The organism is Paenibacillus aceris (assembly GCF_017874035.1).
GTDB lineage: Bacteria > Bacillota > Bacilli > Paenibacillales > NBRC-103111 > Paenibacillus_E > Paenibacillus_E aceris.
The window spans coordinates 24,558-48,662 of record NZ_JAGGKV010000002.1 but is presented as its reverse complement, the minus strand read 5'-3'; the positions used below and the strand labels follow the sequence as shown (position 1 = coordinate 48,662).

Below are 24,105 nucleotides of genomic sequence, written 5' to 3'. Positions count from 1 at the left end.
GGAGATGTGCCGCAGAGTCATTAATGTGGTCTAGTACTGCAATAGTGTGATGAGGTAAAAACCGAGCTCAGTCAAGGTTCAAAGCAAAGTACCATAAATCTATTCACCGTCGATGAGGACTCCGAAAGGGGTCCTTATTTTTATGAGGTATAAGGCCGGCGACGCTACTTAACTTAAAACAATCCCCTGCAAGCCGGGCGGCGAGCAGGGGATTGTTTGGCATATGCTGATCTCGGAGCACAACAGATGGCTACCGCTTCGCAAAAACATCAAGTAAAAGCTCATCCTTGACGGGATCCTGCATATCCCAAGCAGTCGCAAAGCGCACCTGATGCGAGACGCCGACAATTTCGTATTTTTGTACGAGATGCTGGCGGGCGGAGCCGATGATCAAGGAATGCAGCCGCAGCTGCTTCTTTTGGCCAAGGGTCGCAAGCATCTGCAGGGTCGCTTTGGAGATTTGGCCGACGCCATCGGTAACCATTACGAAGTCCGCATCGTGAAACCGCGGCTCATGCTGAACGATGTCCATGCCTCTGCCCAGCGGCGCGTCGAAGTTCGTACCGCCGCCGAAGGCGAGCTGCGCGAGGCCATAGAAGCGATCCCAGTCGGGACGCTTATACGACAAGATGTGCTCGACTAGCTCGCCCTTTGCTCCGAACAGGAGCAGGACGAAATCCCGCCGCTCGAGAAGGGCGAAGGAAGCGAATGTTGCGGTAAACAGCTGGGCAAGCCGCAGCTTGCTGCCGCGCATAGAGTGGGACGTGTCAAGCATGCAGATCACGGGACCTTTTTGCGGCTCCGGTGAGGATCCGGTGTAGTTGTAAGTCATGAGCTTGTTTTCCATCCATTTTACCAGAAAATAAGGCTCAAAATCTTCATCCGCGAGCAGACTGGCTTCGCTGGGAAGCAGATGCGCGATGTCGCCGGATTGGCGCAAATCATCGTAGGCTTCCGGTACATAAGGGGAGCGCTGCTTTTTCCGCTGGACGCGAAGATGGTGGATGTTGCGGCCCACCTCCTGCAGGAAAGCCACCAAATCCTTGCTGCGCTTCAGCTTTTCTATCCACTGCATGTAGTGCTCGAACGTTTGCCTCCGCAGCTTCCCCAGCTCGCTGCCCCAGCGTCGGTTCGCGAGCCGCTGACTCGCCTGCACGAGCTCGTGTACATTAAAGCTGTCCGTCTCTTCGAGGGACAGCGTCTCCTTCAAAGAACGCCCGAGCCAGTCGCCCAGCTCGGTCTCAATTTCTTGCATGGCGGCGAGGGCGCGCGCGCTCATGCGGTCCAGCTGCCGCTTCCGGCGCTCGAGTTCCTCTTCCGCCTTGCGCAGCTTTGCTTTCAGCTTGTCGCGTTTCATGAACTCCGTACGCATTTCGCTCTGCAGTTCTGTGATACGCTCCTTCAACGCGCGTATCTCTTCCGTGACCAGCGGCCGCGTATCGGTGGCCTCCTGCTTATCCTCGACAGCGCGCTTCCCTTGCTGGAGGGTGTAGCCAACGAGCCGCAGCTTCTCGATTTGCTTATCGGTGAGACGTTCGCTGACGCTTTTGTCTTCTTGACCGCTCATTTGCTGCTTTTTCTCCAGGCCGACGCCAAGTTGCTGCTGTTCCTTTTGCCGCTTCTTCACTTCTTTCTCATACGACTCCGTCAGCCACATGAGCGCTTTGAGCGCTGTTTTGAAGGAAGCGTTCACTTGCCCAATCGTGCGCGGATGAATGGACACATAGAAGTATTGCTTGGTCAAAGTCAGCACCATCCACCGATGAAATGGAGATTCCTCGGAAGCAGCATCCATCTCAGGCTTCGTCAAATAAAAGCACATAAAGAAATCGGCAAACAATTCTAGCGAAAACCAGGGGGCTTGCCGCACCGCTTCGCGCATCCACTCTTGAGCGACCCGCGAAGAATGGACATAGCCTTCAAATACATACCGGTCAACCCGTGTGCAGCGTATGATCATTGGATAACCTCTTAGAGAGTATAGTCGTACACGATTCCCGGAATTTCACGGTCAAACAATGTGCGATATAAGCCTTGTATGGATTGTAGTATGCGCTCCCCTTGAATACGGAGATGAGTAAACTTAACGGCATACTGCTCAGGATGCTGCAGGAAAATGGACTGTGAGGAAATCCATTCCGGTAATTTCTTTTCTTTTTCCTGCCAGGCAACGAGTCTACCTCGTAAACTGCGCGCGGTTTCCTCAAGCTCCGTACGGCAATCTTCCAAGTTCCCTTTGAGACGCTCAGCGGCATCTTTGGTTAAAGAACCGCCGATTTCTTTTTTAAATTGGAAGGCGTGGAGCTCATCTTCCTTATCCAGCCATTTTTTAACCGTTAAGTTGTATTGCTGTAAAGGAAGCTCCTGTTCCATCTCGCGTTTCAACATATCCTGAAATAACGTATCGAAAATGGCTTTCACTTCCGTCAAATCTTCGGGGAAGTCCCAAAGCATGTGGGGAGTCAACACCGTGTCCCATACGTTGACTGAACGGCGCCCATGAATAGCAGCTGATATTTTCCAAGTATGTCCGATTTTGTTCCAACGCCGGTCGGAGAGAACATATTCCTTCTCCTGAAGGGCCGTTTTCAACTGGAAGAGCATGTAAATTAAAGCATCCGGCAATTGTACATCCATCGCTTGGGATCGCAATTGCTTGATGAATTCCGTTGAAAGCAGAGTGGGAAGAGGCGTGTTGGGCGCCTGAAACATCAGCTCAAAGCTGGAAATTTGCTTGACATACTCGACTTCGAACCGAAACAGAAAGCGGTCGTAAAGTGCAGCAAGCTGTTCGTTATCCTCTGGCAGCTCATTCGATGCGGCCATCAAAAACAAGAGTGGAGAAGGCTGCTTCAGACGGCCATTGAAGAAAACACGTTCATTTAATATCGATAAAAGTGAGTTAAGAATGGCGCTGTTCGCTTTGAATATTTCATCCAGAAAGGCGAAACGGGCACTTGGCAAATAGCCCTCTGTGAGCCGGCTGTACTCATCTTGTTTTAACTTTTGCAAGGAGACAGGCCCAAACAACTCGTCCGGTGTGGTGAAGCGAGTCAATAAATAATCATAGTAGGGCTCGTTTCCGAATAGATCCGCTGCAGCGCGTGCCAGCTGCGATTTCGCTGAACCGGGAGGTCCGACCAAAAGGACATGTTCGCCGCTCATAATGGCAAGGAGCAAGACTCGAATCAGCTCTTCCCGCTCCATGAACCTTTTTTCGAGATGCCCCATAGCTTCTCTTAATTTGTTCTGTATGACGATGGGATCTTTCATCATGGTTGTCCCCCTTGGCGTAAATTTCAGCTTTATTGTATCAAACTGTGCTGCAAACATCGAATTTACGGGAAATCAGGTTATGGATTCCGAAAACGCTTCCCTTTTAAGCTTCTGATCACCATTTGCAGATCTGACTTGCGAGTGAGAAAATGGGAGGATAATGGTCATAAGAACTTTATTACTTGATGAAACAGAAAGGCGTGATTCTCATGCGAATTGGTGTTATTTCAGATACGCATCTATCTGCAAGTGTACAAAAGCTGCCTGATGCGTTAGTTGCAGGCTTACAAGGTGTCGATCTGATCCTTCATGCGGGAGATTGGGTGAGCGAGCACGTGGTCGAGCTCGTTGAGCAAATTGCTCCGTGCGAAGCAGTAGCCGGGAATAATGATGGTCATGCGATCATCGAGCGGTTTGGCTTGAAAAAAATAGTGAATGTCGGCAAGTTCCGTATCGGCCTTATTCATGGAGACGGCTTCCGGAAGACGACAGAGGAAAGAGCCCGTGAAGCGTTCCGGGACGAGCAGCCGGATATCGTCATTTTCGGGCATTCTCATATTCCTTTTAAACAAACTATACAAGGAATGCTTATGTTTAACCCCGGCTCGCCAACGGATAAAAGAAGGCAGCCTCAATACTCGTACGGCATTATTGAATTGGGGGATAGCATTCAGTCCGAGCATTATTATTATGACAGTAAGATATAGCTGTGATATTTAATGAGCCGCCCTACCCGCCGGAGACAGCTTGGAATACGGTGAGCCGATCGCCGGCCTGCAAGGGAATCTCCAAATTATCCAGCCACGCGATATTCGTATCATTATAATAAAGCAGGACATGCTTCCGGACTTGTCCTGTTTCCGTCCAAAGGTGCACACGCAGGAGAGGATAGCTGAGCAGGAGTTGATTCAGTGCCGCTTGCAGCGTAAGCGCCTCCAATTCAAACCTGACGCGGCCGCCCGTGCAATCGCGCAGTAAAGAAGGGATGGTGACGGTGATCGGCATACTACTCCTCCCCAATAAGCGGTTTTACAGTTAGGATGCGCGAAAATTGGCCGGGAAGACGCTCCCAGTTCTCTCCACGATCTAAAGAAAAGAACACTTCACCGGAAGTCGTCCCAAAATAAAGACCGTAGGGTTCCAAGTCGTCAACTGTCATAGCGTCGCGCAGAACACTCACATGGCGTTCTTCTTCCGGCAGCACATCCCCGATCGGCTTCCAGATTTGTTCGCCGGCTGCCATACGGTAGACGAGCAGTTTACCGTCTCGCATCGAGCGCTGCTCGCTGCTCTCCAGCGGGATGAGAAACAAATCGCCTGTAGGTGAAACGGCAATCGGGAAGCCGAAGGGCATGTCGCCTTCACGCAGTGTCAATCCTTCTTCGATCGGATGCCAGCTGTCACCGCCGTCTCTCGACTTAAATACGCCGCTATGCTCCTGCATGTAGAGAATATCGGAGTTATCCGGGTCGAGCACCATTTTGTGCACACAGTAGCCGACTTGCTCATCCGGCTGTCCTGTCGGAACGCGGTTCAAACCGTTATTGCAAGTGTGCCAGCTTAAACCGCCATTCAATGTGCGGAAGACACCAACCGAGGAAATACCGACCCACATCCGTTTGGCATTCCGGGGGTCGACGAGTATCGTATGTAAACACATGCCGCCTGCGCCTGGGAACCACTCGGGTCGAGTAGGGTGCTTCGTTAAAGCATCCAACTCTTTCCAGGATTGGCCGTTGTCGCGACTAATGAATATGCCGGCTTCTTCGACACCGGCGAAGAGGGTTTCTGGTTCAGAGACATGGCCTTGTATGAGCTGCCAAATGCGGTTTAATTTGAATCCGCTTTCAGTATGGTAAGCCGGGCTGTCCGCGATTTGTTCCCACGTTTCACCGCCATTGTCAGACAAACGAAGCGTGGCGCCATAGGCGGCATGCGAAGTGCCGGCATACAGCCTATTCCCTTTACGTGTATCTCCAAGAACACTATAGACTTCCCACCCTGGTAGGAATGGCCCTCGCAAGGACCAATTTCGTCTTTCGGCCGTTGAGGAATAAATAAAAACACCTTTATTGGTACCTACTAGCAATTTAACGCGCTTAGCCATAGATTTCCTCCTTATCGCTTACTCCTAGCCTACATTCGACGGATGTCAAATAATTCCTGCCCCATTTTCATTGAATATTAGGTATTTACCGTGTTATCCGTTAGTAGAGGGACATACACTGTCATTGTTCCAATATGCGGATGGTGGTGATTCTGTGCGTACGACCGTAGGCGTTTTACTTGATTTAGAAACGTATAAGGGGATCCCAAAGGGAAAAACAGGGAATGAACGCATTGCGCTTTACAATAAAGCGGGTAAAATACATGGATTAAAGCCATTTTATATGTGCTTACAGCATGTGGACGGGAAGTCGGCTTTAGGATATTCCTATTCCAATAACAAGTATAAGCTTCTCCGCCGGACAGTTCCTTGCGTAACACATAACCGCGCTATAACCTTGACGCCTTATTTGAGAAGGAAATTAAAACAGCTTTCACAATCGAGCCATGTGTTTAACCGGCAAAATCGATATGATAAACATCGCATTCACCATCTTATCCAAGGAAATTCCTCACTTCGTAAGTATTTGCCGGAGTCATCGAAATACTCACGCAAGCAGCTTGAAGCGGCTATGTCCAAGTACGGGTCACTCTTTATTAAACCAACCAATAGCAGCGTAGGGGACGGAATCATTAAAGTTTCAAAGCAAACAAGCGGCGCTTGGATACTGCATGGTGTTTTCAGAAAGCCTCAACTTGTTTCCCGGAAGCGGGCGGTTATTTTAATAGAGAAAACGGTACGCAAACAATCCTACATGATTCAAGAAGCTATCCCATTAGCGACTTACAAAGGCAGACCCTACGATTTGCGGGTTTCTGTCCAGCGAGGTGAGCAGGGACAATGGCAGATCACTGGCGTTGTCGGCAAAGTCGCCGCAAGAGGCCGTCATGTGACGAATGTGGCGAAAGGGGGCTCAGTGAAACGATGTGAGGAGCTTTTTAAGTCAAGTGGCTTTGAGGTCTCACAAGTAACACAGGAGTTGCATCAAGCTTCCCTGGCCATTGCTAAGCATTTAGGAAGCGTTTTGCCCCACTTGGCCGATCTTGGTCTTGATGTAGGCGTTGATCAAAGCGGCCGCATCAAGTTTATTGAAGTGAATGGAAGAGACCAACGATACTCCTTAAAAAAGGCGCATATGCGTTCAACTTTTTATCGAACTTATGAGACTCCGCTGAAATATGCAAAATTTCTATTAAAGTAAATACAGCGCGAAATCACCTTCTTGAGCCGAGAAGGTTTTTCGCGCTTTCTGTGCGCGTTCTGATGCCATAGATTTCAAAAATTCGACCTTTGCCATATTGCAGCCGATAATAAAGTGGGATACACTGAGTCGATAGATGAGATCCATTTAGAAAGTATGAGTAAGGAGCGATTCTCTTTTGAAGACACTTATTATTGCGGAAAAACCGGACATGGGGCGAAATATAGCCGCCGCAATAGAACCTAAAGCCAAAAATCTCAGGTCCTATTTAGAGGGTGAACAGTACATTATCACTTGGGCGATCGGACACTTAATCGAGCTGGCTGAACCTGATCAATATGATGAGAAATATAAAAAATGGAACATAAGCCATCTGCCGATTATACCGGATGAATTTAAGCTCATTCCCAATCCGCGCACATATGACCAGCTGAAAGTGATTGCAGAACTTGCGAAAAAATGTGATCAGCTCGTTAATGCCTGCGATGCCGGGCGTGAGGGGCAGCATATTTTTTCGCTGATTCAGCGGCATCTTGGTTTGAAACAACCGGTGAAGCGTTTATGGATTTCCGACTTGACTTCAGAAACGATTCGCAATGGATTTGCCACACTGAAAGACGGATCCGAATATGAAAATTTAACACGCGCGGCGCGCTCGCGGAGTGAAGCGGATTGGCTGATCGGCATGAACGGCTCGCGGGCTTTTACGACGAAGCACAATGTCCTTCTATCTGTTGGACGTGTGCAGACGCCGGTACTAGCTCTCATTTACGACCGCCAGAAGCAGATCGAAGATTTCTCCTCGCTTAAATTTTACGAGTTGGAGGGGCACTTTACACAAGGGGATACCACTTACCGAGGCATGTGGCAGGGCGATCGCTTGACGGACCAGCCGAAAGTGGAAGCATTAGCGGCCAAGGTGAAAGGGAAGCAGGCGCGAATTATTTCCTATGAAGTTAAGGAAACGAAGGAGTACCCGTTCAAATTGTATGATTTGACTCTGCTGCAGCGTGAGGCGAATGGGAAGTATGCTTTCTCTGCGAAGAAGACGCTCGACACCGCACAGGCGCTATACGAGAAGCATAAAGTCATTTCCTATCCAAGAACGAATTCCAACTACGTCACGGAACAAAATATTCCGGAAATGCATAAATCATTGTCAGCTTTGCAAGGAACCGCTTATCATGACCTTGTGCAGGGCGCTAACCGTAATCTCGTACACAAAAACAATAAAAATATTTGCAATCCGTCAAAAGTGGAAGATCACCACGCGATCCTGCCGACGAATCGCAAAGCTGCCGGGCTTAGTCCGGATGAGCAAAAACTGTACGATTTGATTGTAAGGCGATTTTTATCGCAATTTTATCCGCCGGCTGAATATAAAGTTCATACGGTGATGACCGAGGTTGAACAAGAAATGTTCAAGACGACCGTCAAAGAGCTGCTCCACTTGGGCTGGAAGGTCATTTACGCCGATCAGAAAAAAGAGAAGCCAAAAAGCTCAAAAGGCAAGGACAAGGATGAGGAAGAAGACGAAGAGGTGGAAGTCAGTGAGCCCTTTTCAATCGATCCTCAAGGTCAAGTTGTTTGCAGTGACGCTGTCGTCAAAGAGAAAGATACACAGCCGCCAAAGCATTTTAACGAAGGAACGCTGCTCAAAGCGATGGAAAGCGCAGGCAAGCAGATTGAGGATGAGGAGCTACGCGATGCGATGAAAGATTCGGGCCTCGGTACGCCGGCAACGCGCGCTGCGACCATTGAACGTCTGAAGAAGGTAGGCTATATCGATATGCAAGGCAAGAAGATTGTCCTTACTCAAAAAGGCAGAATGGCCGTCGAATTGATTCGCGGCGCCGGTATCGAGCTGCTTACCTCTCCGGAGATGACGGGACAATGGGAGCGCAGGCTGAACGAAATCTCCCGCGGAACCGCGTCGGACGAGCAGTTTATGCATAATGTCAAAAGGTTTGCGACGCTCATCGTTGATAAAGTCCGTGTACAGGCCAGAGCTGCCAAAACATCCTTTGAAGGCGAGACACCTGTTGCAGGAGGGAGCAAACGCGGGTCTGCGCGATCAAGCGCGCAAGCGGCTTCGGGAAGCGCCAAAGCCAAAACAGCTTCCAAGAAATCAGCTGATGCCAAGGCATCGGACGGTGCAAGCACATTTCTGGCGACTTGCCCAAGACCGGGATGCGGCGGATCGCTTTTTATGGGACGCAAAGGATATGGTTGTTCGCATTACAAAGAAGGCTGCAAATTTGTCATTTGGAAGGAAAGCTTTGGACGAAATCTGACCGATGCGCAGGTGCAAGCACTTGTCAACAAAGGGAAAACGGCTAAGCTGAAGCTCGTGCTCCCCGATGGGACACCAGCAGACGGACGTATCGTATTGAAAAACATAGATACCGGAGAGCTTGGTACGGAAACGGAATAATGGAGGACCGAAAGTGTTTTATTTAACGAATGACTGGGAAAAAGTAGTGGGCTCTGAGTTTGAAGAGCCCTATTTTCAATCTTTATGTAATTTTCTCATTGATGAATATCAAGCACGTTCGATTTATCCGGAGCAAAGTGAGGTTCTGAACGCTTTGCATTTAACGTCTTATGCAGATACCAAAGTCGTCATATTGGGACAAGATCCCTATCACGGAAACGGACAAGCCCATGGACTCAGTTTTTCCGTCAAACCGGGCATCGCACCTCCGCCATCATTACAGAACATGTACAAAGAACTGCAGTTTGACCTTGGGTGTGATATCCCGGATAACGGCCATTTGGTGAAATGGGCGGCTCAAGGCGTACTGCTCCTAAACACCGTGCTTACGGTACGCCAAGATACCCCTAATTCTCATAAAGGGAAAGGTTGGGAACGTTTTACAGACAAAGTGATTGAGACACTGTCTGAACGGGAGCAGCCCGTAATTTTCGTGCTTTGGGGTAGTCACGCGCAATCCAAACAGAGGCTCATTGATGCCAATCGTCACTACATATTGAAGTCCGTTCATCCGAGTCCGCTTTCTTCTTATCGCGGATTTTTTGGCAGCAAGCCATTTTCGCAGGTAAACGAGATTCTTAAGCGTCTCGGAAGTAAGGAAATTGATTGGCAAATTCCAAATTTACTTGGATGAAAAAACAATTGGCATTGCTATCCATAGGGTGGATAATGAAGATGAGGCTGTCCGCCTTATAGAACAAGATCCTGCGATCGTTAAGCATTATGTCTGAAGAAAACGCAAGGGAGAGAAATCAATGAAATTTCAAGATTTTACGTATGAGAGACCCGATTTTAGCAATTTTGAAACAGGGTTTAAAGCTCTATTAGAACAGTTTAAACAAGCGGCTTCCTTTGATGAGCAAGACCAAGCGATGGAAGCTATTGTAAAACTTCGCGGTGAGCAGGAGTCCATGGAATCTATTGCACGAATACGGCACACAGTGGATACGACGGATGAATTTTATAAAGCGGAGCAAGAGTATTTCGATGAAATTGAGCCGTTATATCAAGGCCTAATCACAGAGTTCTATAAAGCGCTCATTGACTCCGCGTACAGGGCTGAGCTGGAAGTCAAATGGGGCAAGCAACTGTTCAGAATCGCGGCTTTGGCACTCCAAACATTTTCACCGGCCATTGTTGAAGATCTTGTTCAGGAAAACAAGCTGGCCAGCGAATACTCGAAGCTGCTAGCTTCGGCGAAGCTGGTGTATGCGGGAGAAGAGCGGAATTTATCGCAACTTGTGCCATTTCAACTGTCCACAGACCGAAATATTCGGAAAGAATCGAATGATGTAAAATATAGCTTTTTTATCGAAAATGAAGCCAAATTGGACGAACTGTATGATCAATTGGTTAAGATTCGTACGGAAATTGCGAAAAAGCTGGGCTACAATAATTTTGTGGAACTGGCCTATGCACGTATGAGCCGTTCGGATTACAATGCCAATGATGTGGAAGCTTTCCGCAATCAAGTATTGGAGCATATAGTCCCGGCAGCAGCAAAGCTGAAGGAACGTCAAAAGGCAAGAATAGGCGTAGACGCACTACACTATTATGATGATAAGTTTGGGTTCCCGTCAGGAAATGCAACGCCGAAAGGCGATGCCGATTGGATTGTGGAGCAGGCACGCAAGATGTACGCCGAGCTGTCGCCGGAAACGGACGAGTTTTTTACGTTCATGATCGACAATGGCTTGATGGATTTGGTGGCTAAGAAAGGGAAGCGTGTAGGAGGCTACTGCTCTTATATTAGTTCATACAAAGCACCATTCATCTTCTCTAATTTTAACGGAACCGCGGGAGATATTGATGTGCTAACGCATGAAGTCGGTCATGCTTTTCAAGGCTATTGCTCCAGAGAATTCCAAGTGCCTGAATATGTATTCCCTACCTTGGAAGCCTGTGAAATTCATTCCATGAGCATGGAGTTTCTAGCTTGGCCTTGGATGTCGTTATTTTTCGAGGATGAAACGGATAAATACAAATTTAAACATCTGAGCGAGTCTCTGTTGTTCATCCCTTATGGCGTGGCGGTTGATGAATTCCAGCATCGAATCTATGAGCAGCCGGAGCTGTCGCCTGCAGAGCGTAAACGGGTTTGGCGTGAGATCGAGCGCAAATATTTACCGCATCGTGTGTATGAGGATAACGATTATTTGGAAAGAGGGGGCTTTTGGCAGCAGCAGCCGCACATTTACAAAAGCCCGTTCTACTACATCGACTACACGCTTGCGCAAGTATGTGCGTTTCAGTTCTGGAAACGGGCTAATGAAAACCCGGAGCTGGCTTGGCAGGATTATTTGAGACTTTGCCAGCAAGGGGGCAGCCAAAGCTTCACGGAACTCGTTCAAGTTGCGAATTTAATCTCGCCGTTTCATGATGGCTGTGTAGCTTCCGTGATCGGCCATATCGAGAATTGGTTGAATCAAGTTGATGATAAGGCCCTTTAAATCATAGGATTCACATGTATAATTTGCAGCCCGCTGTCACAATCTTTGCCCGTCTCGTAAGAGCGATTACCTAGAACGTTATGAAAAGCTTGAGAATCGGCAGCTGTACCTCTTTGTAAAACTTGGATTGCCGCTTGAAGGACGGTTTCACCATCTGCCATGGCAATTTCCCATAAGTCCCAAATGCTGTACGTGTACGTTTCTTCAAGCGCTGTCGGACAGTTCCAAACCGTGTTGGCTTCGTTTAAATAATCAAGCGGAGCCACACGTTTGGTATAGACAAACGGCGCTATTTTACCGAAAGTTAAAACCCGCTTGATCCCTTTAGGATCGTGAAAAAGACGCTGCGCCTTAATCATATCGAAGTAAGCGTCGTTCCAATCTTTCTCCGTTATATTTACAGTTATGTCCGGGTAGTTGTTTGCCGCTGCTTTGGCTAGAGCTGGTGCAACGCCAAGCGGCAGCGTCTCGCCCACATAAATTTCTTTCCAAACTGGTGTTTTCCATGTCTGAAGTCCGCGTTTGCGTTTAACGATGAGTGTATCCATAATGATTTCAAAGCGTTGATGATCCCATTTTTTGAAGCCTGATTTATGAAAAACATAAGGATGCATGTTCCGATCCAAAATATGATGCGTCAGGAAACCAAGAACATAAACAACTGCCGGATTATAGAGGCCTCGGCCTTGTACTTGGCGAAGTAAATCCTCGAGAAAAGGTCCGCACATGTTCGAATGCATAAGACTTCCTAATTGATTTAGTGTTTTGTCCTTTTTCCATGGCAGGAAATGATGATAGAACAAGAAATCCGGTCCTTGACAGCCAAGGGAGTAGACTTGTCGCAATTGTTTGTCATTCAGCATTTGGGCATGACCGAGTTGCGCCATCAATTCTTGACCGAAGATGAGATGAGTCCAGATGTTTGGCAAGCGGTAAGACCTCCTTCTTACTATTCTTTGAGTTCGTGTGAGAACCATTCCATTCTAACATAACCGTGTAATTCAAGGGCACATTCCGCGAACAATTTAAGTCCCAACAGTTTCTATAGCAGGAATAATCTGCAAGTCGTCGAATTCAACAAACAAACGGGAATGAAATGAAAGCCATCCAATGCATATCTAGGATAGGAGATAAAGTATGAATAGGGTCAATAATCCGCTGGATCATTCAAACCGTGCAGATCCTGACAATATTCAGGGTTTGCTTTCGGGAACGGAACCGTCATTTGCCGCAGTCTTCGAATTCACCACGATGGGTATAGCAATTATTTCGCTTAGTGGGTTATGGTTAAGAGTGAATAACCCCTTGTGCGCGTTAACCGGTTACATGGAGGAAGAGTTGGTTTTCAAGGAAATACATGCGTTTTTCCCGCCTGAGGAAGCTGAAAATCTAGAACAATGCTTCGCCCATTTGTTGTCGGGAGAAATAGATACTGTTCAGCTTGAAAAAAAGGTCATTCAGAAGGACCGTACAACCGCCTGGGTAGAATTCAGGATCTCGTTAATTAGAGATTTGCATCGTGTACCGTTATATTATCTGTCTCAGATCAGTTATCTTTCACAAAAAACCGAAATGGAACGGAAGTTGGCGGAAAGCGAGCAGCGTTACAAATCGTTAATTGAACATAATCCTGCGGGGATCCTCACCTGTGATTTGAAAGGGATGATTAGAAGTCTGAATCCTGCTATGGAGCGGATTTTGGGCTTTGAGGAAGGGGAGATGGTCGGTAAAACCATTAACGACTTCTGGAAACAGGAGAATCAAGCGTATGACACCGTCGACAGCATCGTTTCTAATACCGATAATTACATGCTTCGAGTTAAACATAAAAACGGTGAGAAGATTGAACTAGGCTTGAAGAATGTCCCCATTATCGTCGATGGCAGGAATGAAGGCATTTATGTGATCGCCAGAGACATTACACAGCATAATAAAGACCGTGAGTCCCTACGAGTGGCTCAACAGGATCTTCACGATACAGTGCGCAGGCAGCAAGGCATGACTATGAAATTCAGGAAGATGCAAGGAACTTTCATTCACACATTATGCGATGGAGAGCTCCTGTACCGGCTAGGGTTTAAACCTTCGAATATCCTTGGCAATCATCTCTATGAAATTTGGCCCTACCCGCTCGCTGCCAATATTGAAACCTATTACCGCAAAGCTTGGAACGGCGAAGAAAATGTCATGTATGAAGCCACTTTCCGTGGGATTACTTACTTGACTTCCTTACGCCCTATCGTTGAAAATGGCCGCGTGGTCGAAGTGATCGGATCATGCGTAGATATTACGGAACGTAAGCAAATGGAAACAGAGCTTCGGGAGACAAAAGATCTCCTCGAGTCTTTTATCAGCAATACGACAGATGCCATATGTGTGCTCGATTTGCAAGCCAGAGTGATGTCCGTCAATGGTGCATACGAGCAAATCTTCGGCTGGCATCAAAGTGAACTATTGAGCAAGCCTTTACCGATTTATCCCGATTTTATGGAGGAACAGCGCAAAGAAATCTACGATATGCTTAAAGCAGGCAAGCAGATTTCAGGGCTTGAGACTGTACGGCTTCGTAAGGATGGACAGCTTGTACACGTGAGTGTGACGAAAACGCCAATCAAAAACGAGAAAGGCGAAATTATCGGTTTTGCCGGGATCACGCGGGATATAACAGAACGGAATCGAACGGAGGAATTGTTACGTAAATCGGATAAGCTTTCCGTTGCGGGACAGCTTGCCGCAGGGCTTGCTCATGAAATAAGAAATCCCCTTACTTCGCTACGCGGCTTCTTGCAGCTGCTGCAGAATGATGTGAAGGGGAAGCAGCATTATTTTGATATCATGCTCTCCGAATTGGATCGTATTAATTTCATTGTCAGTGAATTTCTTGTGATTGCCAAGCCGGAGGCGATTCATTACAAACAGAGCGATTTGAAAGATATTCTTCAATCCGTTACGGCACTGCTCGATACGCAAGCTGTTTTATGCAATGTGGGGCTTCTGTTAGAATTTGAAACTGAAATCCCGCAGTTGGTTTGCTCTGAAATGCATTTAAAGCAATTATTTATTAATTTGGTTAAAAATGCGATTGAGGCCATTCCGAAGGAAGGGCAAATTAAACTAACCGTATCGATGCAAGGAGACAATTTGATTAGGGTTCGGACGGAAGATAATGGCTGCGGTATTCCTGAAGACCGGCTGAAGCAATTAGGGGAACCTTTCTATACGACGAAGGAAAAGGGGACAGGACTCGGGTTGATGATGTGTTTTAAAATTGTTGAGGCTCATAATGGGACGATGACCATTCAAAGCCATTTAGGAGAAGGAACGGCTATTGATGTCTTTTTACCAACGCAGCCAAGTGGACAGAGCATCAAGGAATTGCCTTAAAAGTGTATGAAAAAAACCGTCTTTCCTCATGGAGAAGGGCGGTTTTTTTCATGGATTAGAAACTAATGCTAAATTCATTGGATTCTCGGGAATACCATTGTGCAATGGAGGCGTCTTGCTCGTTATGAATTCGTACCTCATCAGGCGTATATTTGACAATTATTCCAGAGTTGACCTGATAATAAACACCTAATGGATCTAACGACCAAACATAGACAGGTGTTTTGGTCAGGGCTGCAATAAAAATCTCTATATCTGTATCCAGTAGTTTAGTTCCGTAAATCATCGACACACCTCTGTCTTATTTTTTTATGAACTTGCACTTATTATTAGTGACAGTATGAGTAAATAAACAATCACGAAAACATTTGAACATTTTTTGTAGCGTTTCCGATTTAGACGAAGTACAATCAAATTTGTGTTTGATTACGGCCGAAAAGTTCAGATAAAGGTAAAAAAATAGGGTTTGCAGGACTATGAATTCCTTGTATAATAGGTAAGCTTTGCGAGAATTGACATTAGGTAAATTAAAGATTGGGTAGAAGGAGAAAGGGGTCAATGGCTGTGATTGTGGTTGGGGGAATGATCGGTCTCGGTAAAACATCTGTATCCACTTTGCTTGGAAAAGAACTAAATTCAAGTGTTTTCTATGAAAGTGTAGATGATAATCCGATATTACCGCTGTTTTACACGGCATCTCCGGAAGAAATTGAAAAGAAACGTTATCCGTTTCTGCTTCAGCTGCACTTCCTGAATACAAGATTTAAAGCGATTAAACAAGCATTGGTACATAATCGAAATGTACTCGATAGAAGTATTTATGAGGATTGGTACTTTGCTAAAGTCAATCGGGAGCTAGGCCGTATCTCTCAACTGGAATTCGATGTGTATGAAGGTCTTGCCGACAATATGATGTCGGAGCTCGCTGAGCTTCCCAAGAAAGCGCCTGACCTCATGGTATATCTCAAGGCATCGTTCGAAACGGTTATGCATCGCATTGGCCTAAGAGGACGCAGCTTCGAGCAGGATCAATCCTTGGTTGATTATTATCGTCAGCTGTGGTCTGGTTATGATGATTGGGTCATGAATCATTATCACGCTTCTGAAGTGTTGATTGTGGATATGGATCTTGTGGATGTTGTGAATCGTCCGGAAGGTGCCAGAGTATTAGTAGATCAAGTACGAGCTAAACTTTCAGAATTAGCAATTGTTTAATACAGAAGACCCCCTCTTTCTAGAGGGGGTCTTTCGAATTATATAAAGGGCTAAATGATTAAAAAAAGTTAGCATATTGCCTAGCAGAGTATCATATACATATCGAATATTGACGGTGTCCCGCTTTATTTGTCGGAAAATAATAATAAAAGTAAGCCGTGTGAAAAATAATGAAGGATAGGTGATGAATTTGTTATTTATCGTATGTTACCGCGGAAAACCCATGTGCCCTCCATTGCCGAAATTAGCCGCTTCAGAGAAGATGCAAAAGCTAAGCCTTTTTTTCTCGAACTTGGAACTTATTGAAGTGCAGCAAAAAAAAGTAGCCAACTGATGAAATAAGACATTTATAATTGTGTATACGTAAGGCTCCTTATTCTTTGGATTAAGGAGTTTTTGTCTTTCCTTGAGTGTGTTAAAGTAGATGAAAATGGCTGAAATTGGGAGGGTGCCATGAAGTCTGCACCTAGGAAGAAAGCTCTTATCATCGGAGCCGGCATTGGCGGACTTGCCACAGCCTTATTTTTACAAAGAATCGGTTGGAAAGTGGTTCTTTATGAAAAGAAGAATACAAGCTCTGTATTTGGTGCAGGAATCGTTATGGCTGCGAATGCCATGCATGTTTTAGATGAACTAGGACTAGCACAGATGGTGAAGCAGGCTGGTGCTAAAGTTGGCCAAGCGGACATTCGCTCATGGGACGGCAAAGCAATCACGTCGATTCCGGTGTCGAAACAAGCCAGTCTTTATGGAACATACTCCTATTTAGTTCATCGGGCAAAGCTTCAGGCGATTTTAATCGAGCATTTGGACGAAAAAACAACTTTGCATGTTCAAAAGAGAATGGTGTCATTGGCACAAAATGAACATGAAGTTACGGTTCGATTTGAGGATGGCACTGAGGATTCCGGCGATATTGTGATCGGTTCGGATGGGTTACATTCAGATGTGGCCAACCATTTATTCGGACCGCTTCAGCTGCGGTACTCGGGTTTTACGGCTTTTCGCGGCATTACTTCGTTCATGGATCCAGGGTACTCGCTAGAGGTTGGCGGCGGTTTTGAGGCATGGGGCAGCGGACGAAGGTTTGGGTTTTCTCAACTTGGAGAAGGGCAAGTTTATTGGTTCGCAGCGATCAATGCCCCTCCAGGAACAGACATGCAGAATAGGAAGGAGCATGTTCTTCAACAATTGAAAAACTGGCATCCGCCCATTGAACGGGTGGTGCAGTTAACAGAGGGGCAGTCGATACTCAAGCATGACATCTATGATAGAAAGCCGCTCGACTCATGGAGCAAGGGAAGAGTGGTGCTGCTTGGCGACTCTGCCCATCCCATGCTGCCGAATCTGGGACAAGGCGGAGCGCAAGCGATGGAGGATGCTTATGTGTTGGCAAGTTGTCTAGAGAAAGCCGCGGATACTAAGCTTAGTAAAATATCAGATGCCTTCGAGTCATATGAGAAGATTCGAATCCCTCGGGCTAATCAAGTTGTGCGGCAGTCTAGAAACATGGCCCGAATTGTACAATTGACTAATCCAGTTAGCATCATGGTGCGTAATCGTTTGTTAAGCCTAGTTCCCGATTCAGTCCAAATAAAGCAGCTGCACTGGCTCCTCGGACACCGCATTGCACACAAGGAAAGGCAGGAATAATAACTATGATCTTATTAGAAGTAATTGCTACATCTTTGGAAGATGCTTTGCATGCGGAAGCGGGCGGGGCAGACCGCATTGAGTTGGTTGCGGACTTGCATGAGGGCGGTTTAACGCCTGACATGGCATTGGTGCGTGAGATTACGGCAGCTGTCTCCATCCCTGTACACGTTATGATTCGGCCGCACAGCCGATCTTTTCACATGCAGGATAATGATATTCAAACGATGCTGTATGCTAGTGAAGCGGCATATCAGGCGGGTGCAGCGGCACTTGTCTGGGGAGTTCTGACAGAGGAAGGAACAATCGAGCGTAATGCGCTAGAGTCGCTTTTGACAGCTGTGCCCCTACCCGTAACTTTTCACCGTGCTTTTGACGAAATTAAGAACCAGGAAGAAGCTTTAAGTGTTTTGCTGGACTACGGGCAAATCCGTTCTGTGCTTACTTCCGGAGGAGCTGTAAGCGCGCTTCAAGCCACGGAGAGGCTGAGGAAGCTGGTTAGTCTTACTGCAGGTCATAAGCTGAACATCATGGCTGGAGGTGGCCTCACCTTGGAAAGCTTGAAGGAGTTTGTAGGTGAGACGCATGTGCCCATTGTTCATTTGGGAACGGGTGTCAGGATGAATCAACGTGTGAATGAGCCGGTTGATATCGATAAAGTGAAGAAAGCAAAGCAGCTTTTAACTGTCAGTTAGGCAGAACTCTTGCGGATTTGGTCGAAAAATATTTTTTGAATTGTGTGAAAATCAATAGAATAGATGGAAAACTCCGAATATAATGGAATAGTATACTTTGAGAAAAGAGGTGCTGTCCATGTATGATTCCACGGATATTCAAAGTAATAAAGGAATGGCTATTATCGCGTATATTTTGTTCTTCGTCCCGCTGATTGCTGCTAAAGATTCCAAGTTTGCTATGTATCACGCGAACCAGGGGCTTACGTTGTTCCTCTGCTGCGTCATCCTGAATGTGGTATTGGGGATCATTCCGATTATTGGATGGATTCTTCTGCCATTGGCGAACCTGGCACTCTTCATCTTTGCCATTCTTGGCATTGTTGCGGCTGCTCAAGGTCAAGTTAAGCCCCTGCCGGTAATTGGGGCATACACGTTGTTAAAGTAGGTTAACGTACATAATGGAAAGCAGGATGCCTGGTTAGGGCAGCCTGCTTTTTTTTAGTTCAAATCGTTGACACCAGTTCAGAGATCCTCGCGTTCGCATTTTCATTGAACAATCCGCCATGATAACAAATGACCGTTTCAATGTCATATTCCGTGAATTTTTTAAGCGACTGCCTCGCTAGTTCATAATCTGCACAGTATGCCGGAATGGGGCCGAGCAGCTGTCCATCCGACACAATCATGGCATCCGCGGCAATCAAAGTTTTACTTGGTACATGGTAAAAGCTTAGATGACCCGGTGTGTGACCAGGAGTCAGTATTGTGATCAGACCTCCAGCGATAGGAAGCTGTTCTCCAGCTTCTAAAATGCGGTGAACCTGACCTTTAGGGGGATTTTCTAAATTCGTTCGAAAGGCTTTCCGCCATTCAGGCGAAACATCTGCTGGTAAACTAGCTACGGCACGATCGATAGCTTCCGGGGTGACTTTGATTAACATCTTCTCGCCTTCGATATAAGGCTTCTCAAGTTCACTTGCAAGCACGGTAAGTTTGTTCGGCATTTCGTTTAAGAACGTCGGAAGGCTCCCGATATGATCAATATCTTGATGAGAAATGATAATGGTGTTTAATTTATCTAGAGACACGTGATGCTCTTCAATTGCTTTGCAAATGAGGGGGAAGTTACCGGGATATCCGGTGTCGATTAATACGGCGCTCTTCTCATCGCACAAAAGTGTAGGATAGATAACGTTAGGACGTCCCATGATGGTGACTTCCAACTCTAGCATATGAATTCCGTTTGCGATTTGCATCTTTATTTCCCTCCAGAGTGATAATAAAAGAACAGTGTTATCATAACTAACGAGGGGTAAATAAGTCAATTAAATATTTAATCATATCACATATATGATATAATGTCAATAGTTTATTCTGTGAAATTCTGATTTTTATTTTTGTCCAAAATTTGATCAACGTGTGAATAAAATATGAACATTTTTTTATTTTTTGTGCTATAATAAGTATATAAGACTTTTACTTCTGAGTTTGGAGTGATGATGATGGCTGTTAAAACAGTAACCGTAAGTAATGAACGCAGTGAACGTGATGTGATGCCATTGGTGAAGTTAATGACTATCGCGGCATGGGCTTTGCTTGGCATAGGATTAGTATTAAGCTTGTTGAGTTTAGATCATTTCAGTGATCGCAATGCTACATTAATGATTGGAATCGGCTTCATGGTAGGCAGTGTTTTCGTTTATGTGATTCGTACTGCGATTCATCTGGTCCACTCCCGTGCTATATCGAAGACGGAATGAGAACCAAAATCATGAATAAATTTAGCCTTTCAGGTGAATAACTTGAAGGGCTTTTTGATTTTCATGGATTTTCATACTTTTACATAATAGTCAACAAACGTTGTGTGACATTTGTTTTACAGTAAAACGTCGATCCTTTGACGTATTTGTTAAGTCCTGCTAGTGCCCGTGTACTTTTAAATGCAATTTGTTATCTTAGTATTAGATAAAAAAGCGCATGTTAATAAATACTGACAAACAGCACTTTGCAGATTGTGGATTAGGAGGTTAGTTGGATGAAGAAGAGAAAACTCGTACAAGCACTGCTGCCCTTGATGATGATTGCCATCGTCGTGTTATTGGCAGGCTGCAGCGATCAAGCAATGGTATTAGATCCGAAAGGGCCTATTGCTGAAACGCAAAAAGATTTGATGTACATTTCCACGGTAATGTGTTTGGTAATTCTTGTTCCGGTTTTGGCACTAACGGCATGGATTGTATGGCGGTATCGGGATCGAGAAGGAAGTAAAGCTTCTTATAAACCGAACTGGGCACACAACACAACACTAGAAGCTGTTTGGTGGTCAATACCGATTATCATGATTGCGGCGCTTGCTGTAATAACAGTTAAATATACGTATGCCTTGGAGCCGTCAAAACCGATTAAGTCGGAGAAAGCCCCCATCACGATCCAAGTGACCTCGCTTGATTGGAAATGGCTGTTCACTTATCCGGAGTTAGGCATTGGAACACTGAATTATGTGCAAATTCCTGAGGATACACCGATCAAGTTTGAACTTACCTCCGACGCTCCGATGAATTCATTCTGGGTTCCGCAGTTAGGTGGACAGATTTATACGATGTCTGGAATGGCCATGACTCTGTATTTGCAAGCCGATGAGATTGGTCACTATTTCGGAACGGGTGCTAATTTCAGCGGATCCCATTTCGCAGATATGACTTTCGATGTGAATGCAACTTCCCAAGCGGATTTCGATGCCTTTGTAGCAAAAACAAAACAATCGCCAACCAAACTAACTATGGAAAGTTATGAAGAGCTGGCGAAGCCTGGTCAATTAAAAGGCGTCCAGTATTTCTCCGCCATTCCAGATGGACTTTTCCAAAAGGTTGTAACGAAATATACGAATGGTCAATCGATCCACAGCGGTCATGGAGCTTCTGAAACGAATCATGATGCGATGAAATCTTCATCGACAAATAAAAATGCATCAAATGATCATAAGCAAATGGATCATAGTCAAATGAATATGTCAAAATGATAGAACGAAGTTTTCACGAAAGGAAGTCATGCTCATGTTGGATCGTATTAAAGAGTTCGCATCAGAGTTTTTCGTAACGGGCGACCCGCTTATTTTGGGCGCTCAGGTAAGTATCGGACTCTCGATGGTTGCTATGGTTTTCGTACTGAGTTATTTCAGGAAATGGGGCTGGCTCTGGCGGGAGTGGTTAACAAGCGTTGACCATAAGCGGATCGGGATCATGTACATCATTTGTTCCATCCTAATGCTTTTCCGCGGCGGTGTTGACGCGCTACTGATGCGCGTACAGCTTGCAATGCCAAATATGCAGTTTCTGCAAGCCGACCACTATAATGCAATTTTCACTACCCACGGCGTTATTATGATTTTGTTCATGGCGATGCCGCTCATGTTCGGTTTATTTAATATCGTCGTTCCTTTGCAAATTGGTGCGAGGGACGTCGCGTATCCTTTCTTGAATTCACTCAGCTTCTGGTTGTTCTTCTGGGGAGCGATGCTGTTCAACGTGTCGTTCGTCATCGGCGGATCGCCGGATGCAGGATGGCTGAGTTATCCGCCGCTTTCAGAGCTTTCCCATAGCCCTGGCGTCGGTCAGAACTTCTATATTTGGGGCATTCAAATCTCAGGGATCGGTAGTTTAGCGACAGGGATTAACTTTATCGTAACGATTCTTAAAATGCGTGCGCCAGGCATGACCTTGATGAAAATGCCTATGTTCACTTGGTCTGTATTTTCCAGCTGTGTCACGATTATTTTTGCTTTCCCGATTCTAACGGTTACTTTAGCTTTGCTATTCCTCGATCGCTTCTTAGGTGCGCATTTCTTCACCTTAGATGGCGGCGGAAATCCGATGATGTACATCAACTTGATTTGGATGTGGGGTCATCCGGAGGTTTATATTGTCGTGCTTCCGGCCTTCGGGATTTTCTCAGAGATCGTTGCAACGTTCTCCAAGAAGAAATTGTTCGGTTACAAATCCATGGTTTTCGCCATGTTCATTATTAGCTTGCTGTCCTTCTTCACTTGGGCTCATCACTTCTTCACAATGGGTTCCGGCGCGGATGTGAATGCTTTCTTCGCACTCACTACGATGCTGATTGCGATTCCTACGGGGGTCAAAGTATTTAACTGGTTATTTACGATGTTCCGGGGGAAAATCCGCTTCTCCACGCCAATGATGTGGACAATTGCGTTCATACCATGTTTCGTCGTGGGGGGGATGACAGGGGTCTTGCTATCCGTTGCGCCTGCCGACTTCCAGTTCCATAACAGCTACTTCCTTATCGCGCATTTCCATCAAGTTTTAATTGGCGGTGTAGCTTTCGGATACTTCGCAGGTTTGTATTACTGGTGGCCGAAAATGTTCGGCTTCAAGCTCAACGAGCACTTAGGAAAATGGGCTTTCTGGCTGTGGAACATCGGCTTCTATGTTTGTTTCATGCCGCAATATTTCTTAGGCTTAGACGGTATGACTCGCCGTACGTATACGTACGATTTCGATATGGGGTGGGGACCGCTCAACCTCGTATCCACCATCGGCGGTTTCTTGATGGGGATCGGGTTCCTGTTCCAAGTATGGCAAATTGCGCACTCCATTAAGTTCAGAGAACCGGATGTGACGGGAGATCCATGGGATGGCCGTACACTGGAATGGTCGATTCCTTCGCCGGCTCCGATTTACAACTTTGCGGTTCTTCCACAAGTCAATGAAGTGGATGCATGGTGGGAAGAGAAGCAGAAGCAGAAACAAGGTAAAGCGGCTAAGCCTGCAGCGCCGGTCTATGAACCGATTCATATGCCAAGAAATTCGGCTATTCCATTCCTGAAGTCTGCGTTTTGGTTTTTTGCAGGATTCGGTTTCGTCTGGGATTGGATGTGGCTTACGATTCCAGCGCTCATCGGTGTCGGAATTTGTATGATAGCTCGCTCATTCTCTTACGACACGGATTACTATATTCCGGTTGATGAAATTAAACGCACAGAAGCCGCATTGAAAGGAGCGAAAGTCTAATGGCACATGCAGCCGCGAACGGTGGGCAGCACGCCCACGCACACGACCATGAACATGAGCACGAATCGCTCAAGACGTTCGGATTCTGGATCTTTCTAATCACGGATGTTATTTTGTTCGGATCTTTATTCGCCACCTATATGGTTCTCCATCAGAATACGAATGGAGGACCGACACCGGATGAACTTTTCAAAATGCCGGGTATCATCGCCGAGACATTCATCCTGCTTACCAGCTCTTTCACGAGCGGTTTAGCCGTGTTAGGCATGAACAAAGGGAACATGAAGCAGCTGATCGGCTGGCTAGCCGTTACTGTGCTTCTGGGGGCTTCATTCGTTGGTTTAGAGCTATCGGAATTCGTTAGCATGGTTAACCATGAAGGAGCTACCATCAGTACAAGTGCCTTCTTATCCGCCTTTTTCACGTTAGTAGGGACGCACGGACTGCACGTTTCAGTAGGTCTGATCTGGATGATAGGACTTATCTTTCAGCTTAGACGCAGAGGCATTACTGCGGTAACCAAAAGGAAAGTAGAAGTTATTTCGCTTTACTGGCATTTCCTTGATGTCGTTTGGATCTTTGTCTTTACAATCGTTTATTTGATGGGGGTGATGTAAG

Annotated in this window: 21 protein-coding genes; 14 read left to right on the top strand and 7 right to left on the bottom strand. The window is 46.2% G+C overall.

What is annotated here, in order from left to right; all coding sequences use genetic code 11:
• Positions 1–250 precede the first annotated feature (250 nt).
• Both J2Z65_RS04375 and J2Z65_RS04370 read right to left on the bottom strand, forming a co-directional pair.
• Positions 251–1,960, bottom strand: a complete 1,710-nt coding sequence (locus J2Z65_RS04375) for a vWA domain-containing protein (protein ID WP_167054262.1) — start codon at positions 1,958–1,960, stop codon at positions 251–253.
• 11 nt (positions 1,961–1,971) lie between these two features.
• The gene (locus tag J2Z65_RS04370) at positions 1,972–3,273 is read right to left on the bottom strand and encodes an AAA family ATPase (protein WP_167054461.1); all 1,302 of its coding nucleotides are present in this window, start codon (positions 3,271–3,273) and stop codon (positions 1,972–1,974) included.
• Positions 3,274–3,485: 212 nt separating this feature from the next.
• Between J2Z65_RS04370 and J2Z65_RS04365 the strand changes: the two genes are divergently transcribed.
• Positions 3,486–3,983: a metallophosphoesterase family protein gene (locus J2Z65_RS04365; RefSeq protein WP_167054463.1), complete on the top strand. Its 498-nt coding sequence runs from the start codon at positions 3,486–3,488 to the stop codon at positions 3,981–3,983.
• Between the two features lie 22 nt (positions 3,984–4,005).
• Here the strand turns inward: J2Z65_RS04365 and J2Z65_RS04360 are convergent, their stop codons facing one another.
• Both J2Z65_RS04360 and J2Z65_RS04355 read right to left on the bottom strand, forming a co-directional pair.
• Entirely contained in the window at positions 4,006–4,281 is a 276-nt protein-coding gene (locus J2Z65_RS04360; RefSeq protein ID WP_167054264.1) for a MoaD/ThiS family protein, read from the bottom strand.
• Position 4,282: 1 nt separating this feature from the next.
• On the bottom strand, positions 4,283–5,383 hold the full coding sequence (locus J2Z65_RS04355) for a WD40/YVTN/BNR-like repeat-containing protein (RefSeq protein WP_167054266.1): 1,101 nt from the start codon (positions 5,381–5,383) through the stop codon (positions 4,283–4,285).
• Between the two features lie 154 nt (positions 5,384–5,537).
• Here J2Z65_RS04355 and J2Z65_RS04350 point away from each other — a divergent pair, with 154 nt between their 5' ends.
• The 4 genes from J2Z65_RS04350 to J2Z65_RS04335 all read left to right on the top strand — a co-directional run bounded on the left by J2Z65_RS04350 (position 5,538) and on the right by J2Z65_RS04335 (position 11,528).
• Positions 5,538–6,584, top strand: coding sequence for a YheC/YheD family protein (locus J2Z65_RS04350; RefSeq protein ID WP_167054268.1), 1,047 nt, complete (start codon positions 5,538–5,540; stop codon positions 6,582–6,584).
• 178 nt (positions 6,585–6,762) lie between these two features.
• Positions 6,763–9,018 (top strand): type IA DNA topoisomerase, encoded by a 2,256-nt coding sequence (locus J2Z65_RS04345; protein ID WP_167054270.1) that lies wholly within the window; start codon positions 6,763–6,765, stop codon positions 9,016–9,018.
• A 13-nt stretch (positions 9,019–9,031) separates the two neighbouring features.
• Positions 9,032–9,712 carry a uracil-DNA glycosylase gene (locus J2Z65_RS04340; protein ID WP_167054272.1) on the top strand — a complete coding sequence of 227 codons (681 nt, stop codon included), beginning with the start codon at positions 9,032–9,034 and terminating at the stop codon, positions 9,710–9,712.
• A gap of 121 nt (positions 9,713–9,833) precedes the next feature.
• Entirely contained in the window at positions 9,834–11,528 is a 1,695-nt protein-coding gene (locus J2Z65_RS04335; protein ID WP_167054274.1) for a M3 family oligoendopeptidase, read from the top strand.
• On the opposite strand, the gene J2Z65_RS04330 is transcribed toward J2Z65_RS04335, so the two are convergent.
• Positions 11,525–12,457, bottom strand: coding sequence for a zinc dependent phospholipase C family protein (locus tag J2Z65_RS04330; protein ID WP_167054276.1), 933 nt, complete (start codon positions 12,455–12,457; stop codon positions 11,525–11,527). The two genes, J2Z65_RS04335 and J2Z65_RS04330, sit on opposite strands and share 4 nt — an antisense overlap.
• A 208-nt stretch (positions 12,458–12,665) precedes the next feature.
• Here J2Z65_RS04330 and J2Z65_RS04325 point away from each other — a divergent pair, with 208 nt between their 5' ends.
• Complete coding sequence (locus tag J2Z65_RS04325) at positions 12,666–14,912, top strand: PAS domain S-box protein (protein ID WP_167054277.1); 2,247 nt, start codon at positions 12,666–12,668, stop codon at positions 14,910–14,912.
• Positions 14,913–14,967: 55 nt separating this feature from the next.
• Here J2Z65_RS04325 and J2Z65_RS04320 read toward each other — a convergent pair whose 3' ends face one another.
• The gene (locus J2Z65_RS04320) at positions 14,968–15,198 is read right to left on the bottom strand and encodes a hypothetical protein (RefSeq protein ID WP_167054279.1); all 231 of its coding nucleotides are present in this window, start codon (positions 15,196–15,198) and stop codon (positions 14,968–14,970) included.
• A gap of 272 nt (positions 15,199–15,470) precedes the next feature.
• Here J2Z65_RS04320 and J2Z65_RS04315 point away from each other — a divergent pair, with 272 nt between their 5' ends.
• The 4 genes from J2Z65_RS04315 to J2Z65_RS04300 all read left to right on the top strand — a co-directional run bounded on the left by J2Z65_RS04315 (position 15,471) and on the right by J2Z65_RS04300 (position 18,902).
• Positions 15,471–16,127: a deoxynucleoside kinase gene (locus J2Z65_RS04315; RefSeq protein WP_167054281.1), complete on the top strand. Its 657-nt coding sequence runs from the start codon at positions 15,471–15,473 to the stop codon at positions 16,125–16,127.
• Positions 16,128–16,580: 453 nt separating this feature from the next.
• Positions 16,581–17,780 carry an FAD-dependent oxidoreductase gene (locus J2Z65_RS04310; RefSeq protein ID WP_167054283.1) on the top strand — a complete coding sequence of 400 codons (1,200 nt, stop codon included), beginning with the start codon at positions 16,581–16,583 and terminating at the stop codon, positions 17,778–17,780.
• 5 nt (positions 17,781–17,785) lie between these two features.
• Entirely contained in the window at positions 17,786–18,475 is a 690-nt protein-coding gene (locus J2Z65_RS04305; RefSeq protein WP_193580789.1) for a copper homeostasis protein CutC, read from the top strand.
• Between the two features lie 118 nt (positions 18,476–18,593).
• Positions 18,594–18,902 (top strand): DUF4870 domain-containing protein, encoded by a 309-nt coding sequence (locus tag J2Z65_RS04300; protein WP_127456473.1) that lies wholly within the window; start codon positions 18,594–18,596, stop codon positions 18,900–18,902.
• A 58-nt stretch (positions 18,903–18,960) separates the two neighbouring features.
• On the opposite strand, the gene J2Z65_RS04295 is transcribed toward J2Z65_RS04300, so the two are convergent.
• Positions 18,961–19,713, bottom strand: a complete 753-nt coding sequence (locus J2Z65_RS04295; protein ID WP_167054285.1) for an MBL fold metallo-hydrolase — start codon at positions 19,711–19,713, stop codon at positions 18,961–18,963.
• A gap of 246 nt (positions 19,714–19,959) precedes the next feature.
• Here J2Z65_RS04295 and J2Z65_RS04290 point away from each other — a divergent pair, with 246 nt between their 5' ends.
• From J2Z65_RS04290 to cyoC, 4 genes are all read left to right on the top strand, one after another.
• Positions 19,960–20,217 carry a hypothetical protein gene (locus J2Z65_RS04290; protein ID WP_167054287.1) on the top strand — a complete coding sequence of 86 codons (258 nt, stop codon included), beginning with the start codon at positions 19,960–19,962 and terminating at the stop codon, positions 20,215–20,217.
• A gap of 275 nt (positions 20,218–20,492) precedes the next feature.
• Complete coding sequence (gene cyoA, locus J2Z65_RS04285; RefSeq protein WP_167054289.1) at positions 20,493–21,476, top strand: ubiquinol oxidase subunit II; 984 nt, start codon at positions 20,493–20,495, stop codon at positions 21,474–21,476.
• A 34-nt stretch (positions 21,477–21,510) separates the two neighbouring features.
• Positions 21,511–23,487 carry a cbb3-type cytochrome c oxidase subunit I gene (locus J2Z65_RS04280; RefSeq protein ID WP_167054291.1) on the top strand — a complete coding sequence of 659 codons (1,977 nt, stop codon included), beginning with the start codon at positions 21,511–21,513 and terminating at the stop codon, positions 23,485–23,487.
• Complete coding sequence (cyoC, locus tag J2Z65_RS04275; protein ID WP_167054293.1) at positions 23,487–24,104, top strand: cytochrome o ubiquinol oxidase subunit III; 618 nt, start codon at positions 23,487–23,489, stop codon at positions 24,102–24,104. Before J2Z65_RS04280 ends, cyoC begins: the two co-directional genes overlap by 1 nt.
• The last annotated feature ends 1 nt before the right edge of the window (position 24,105 follow it).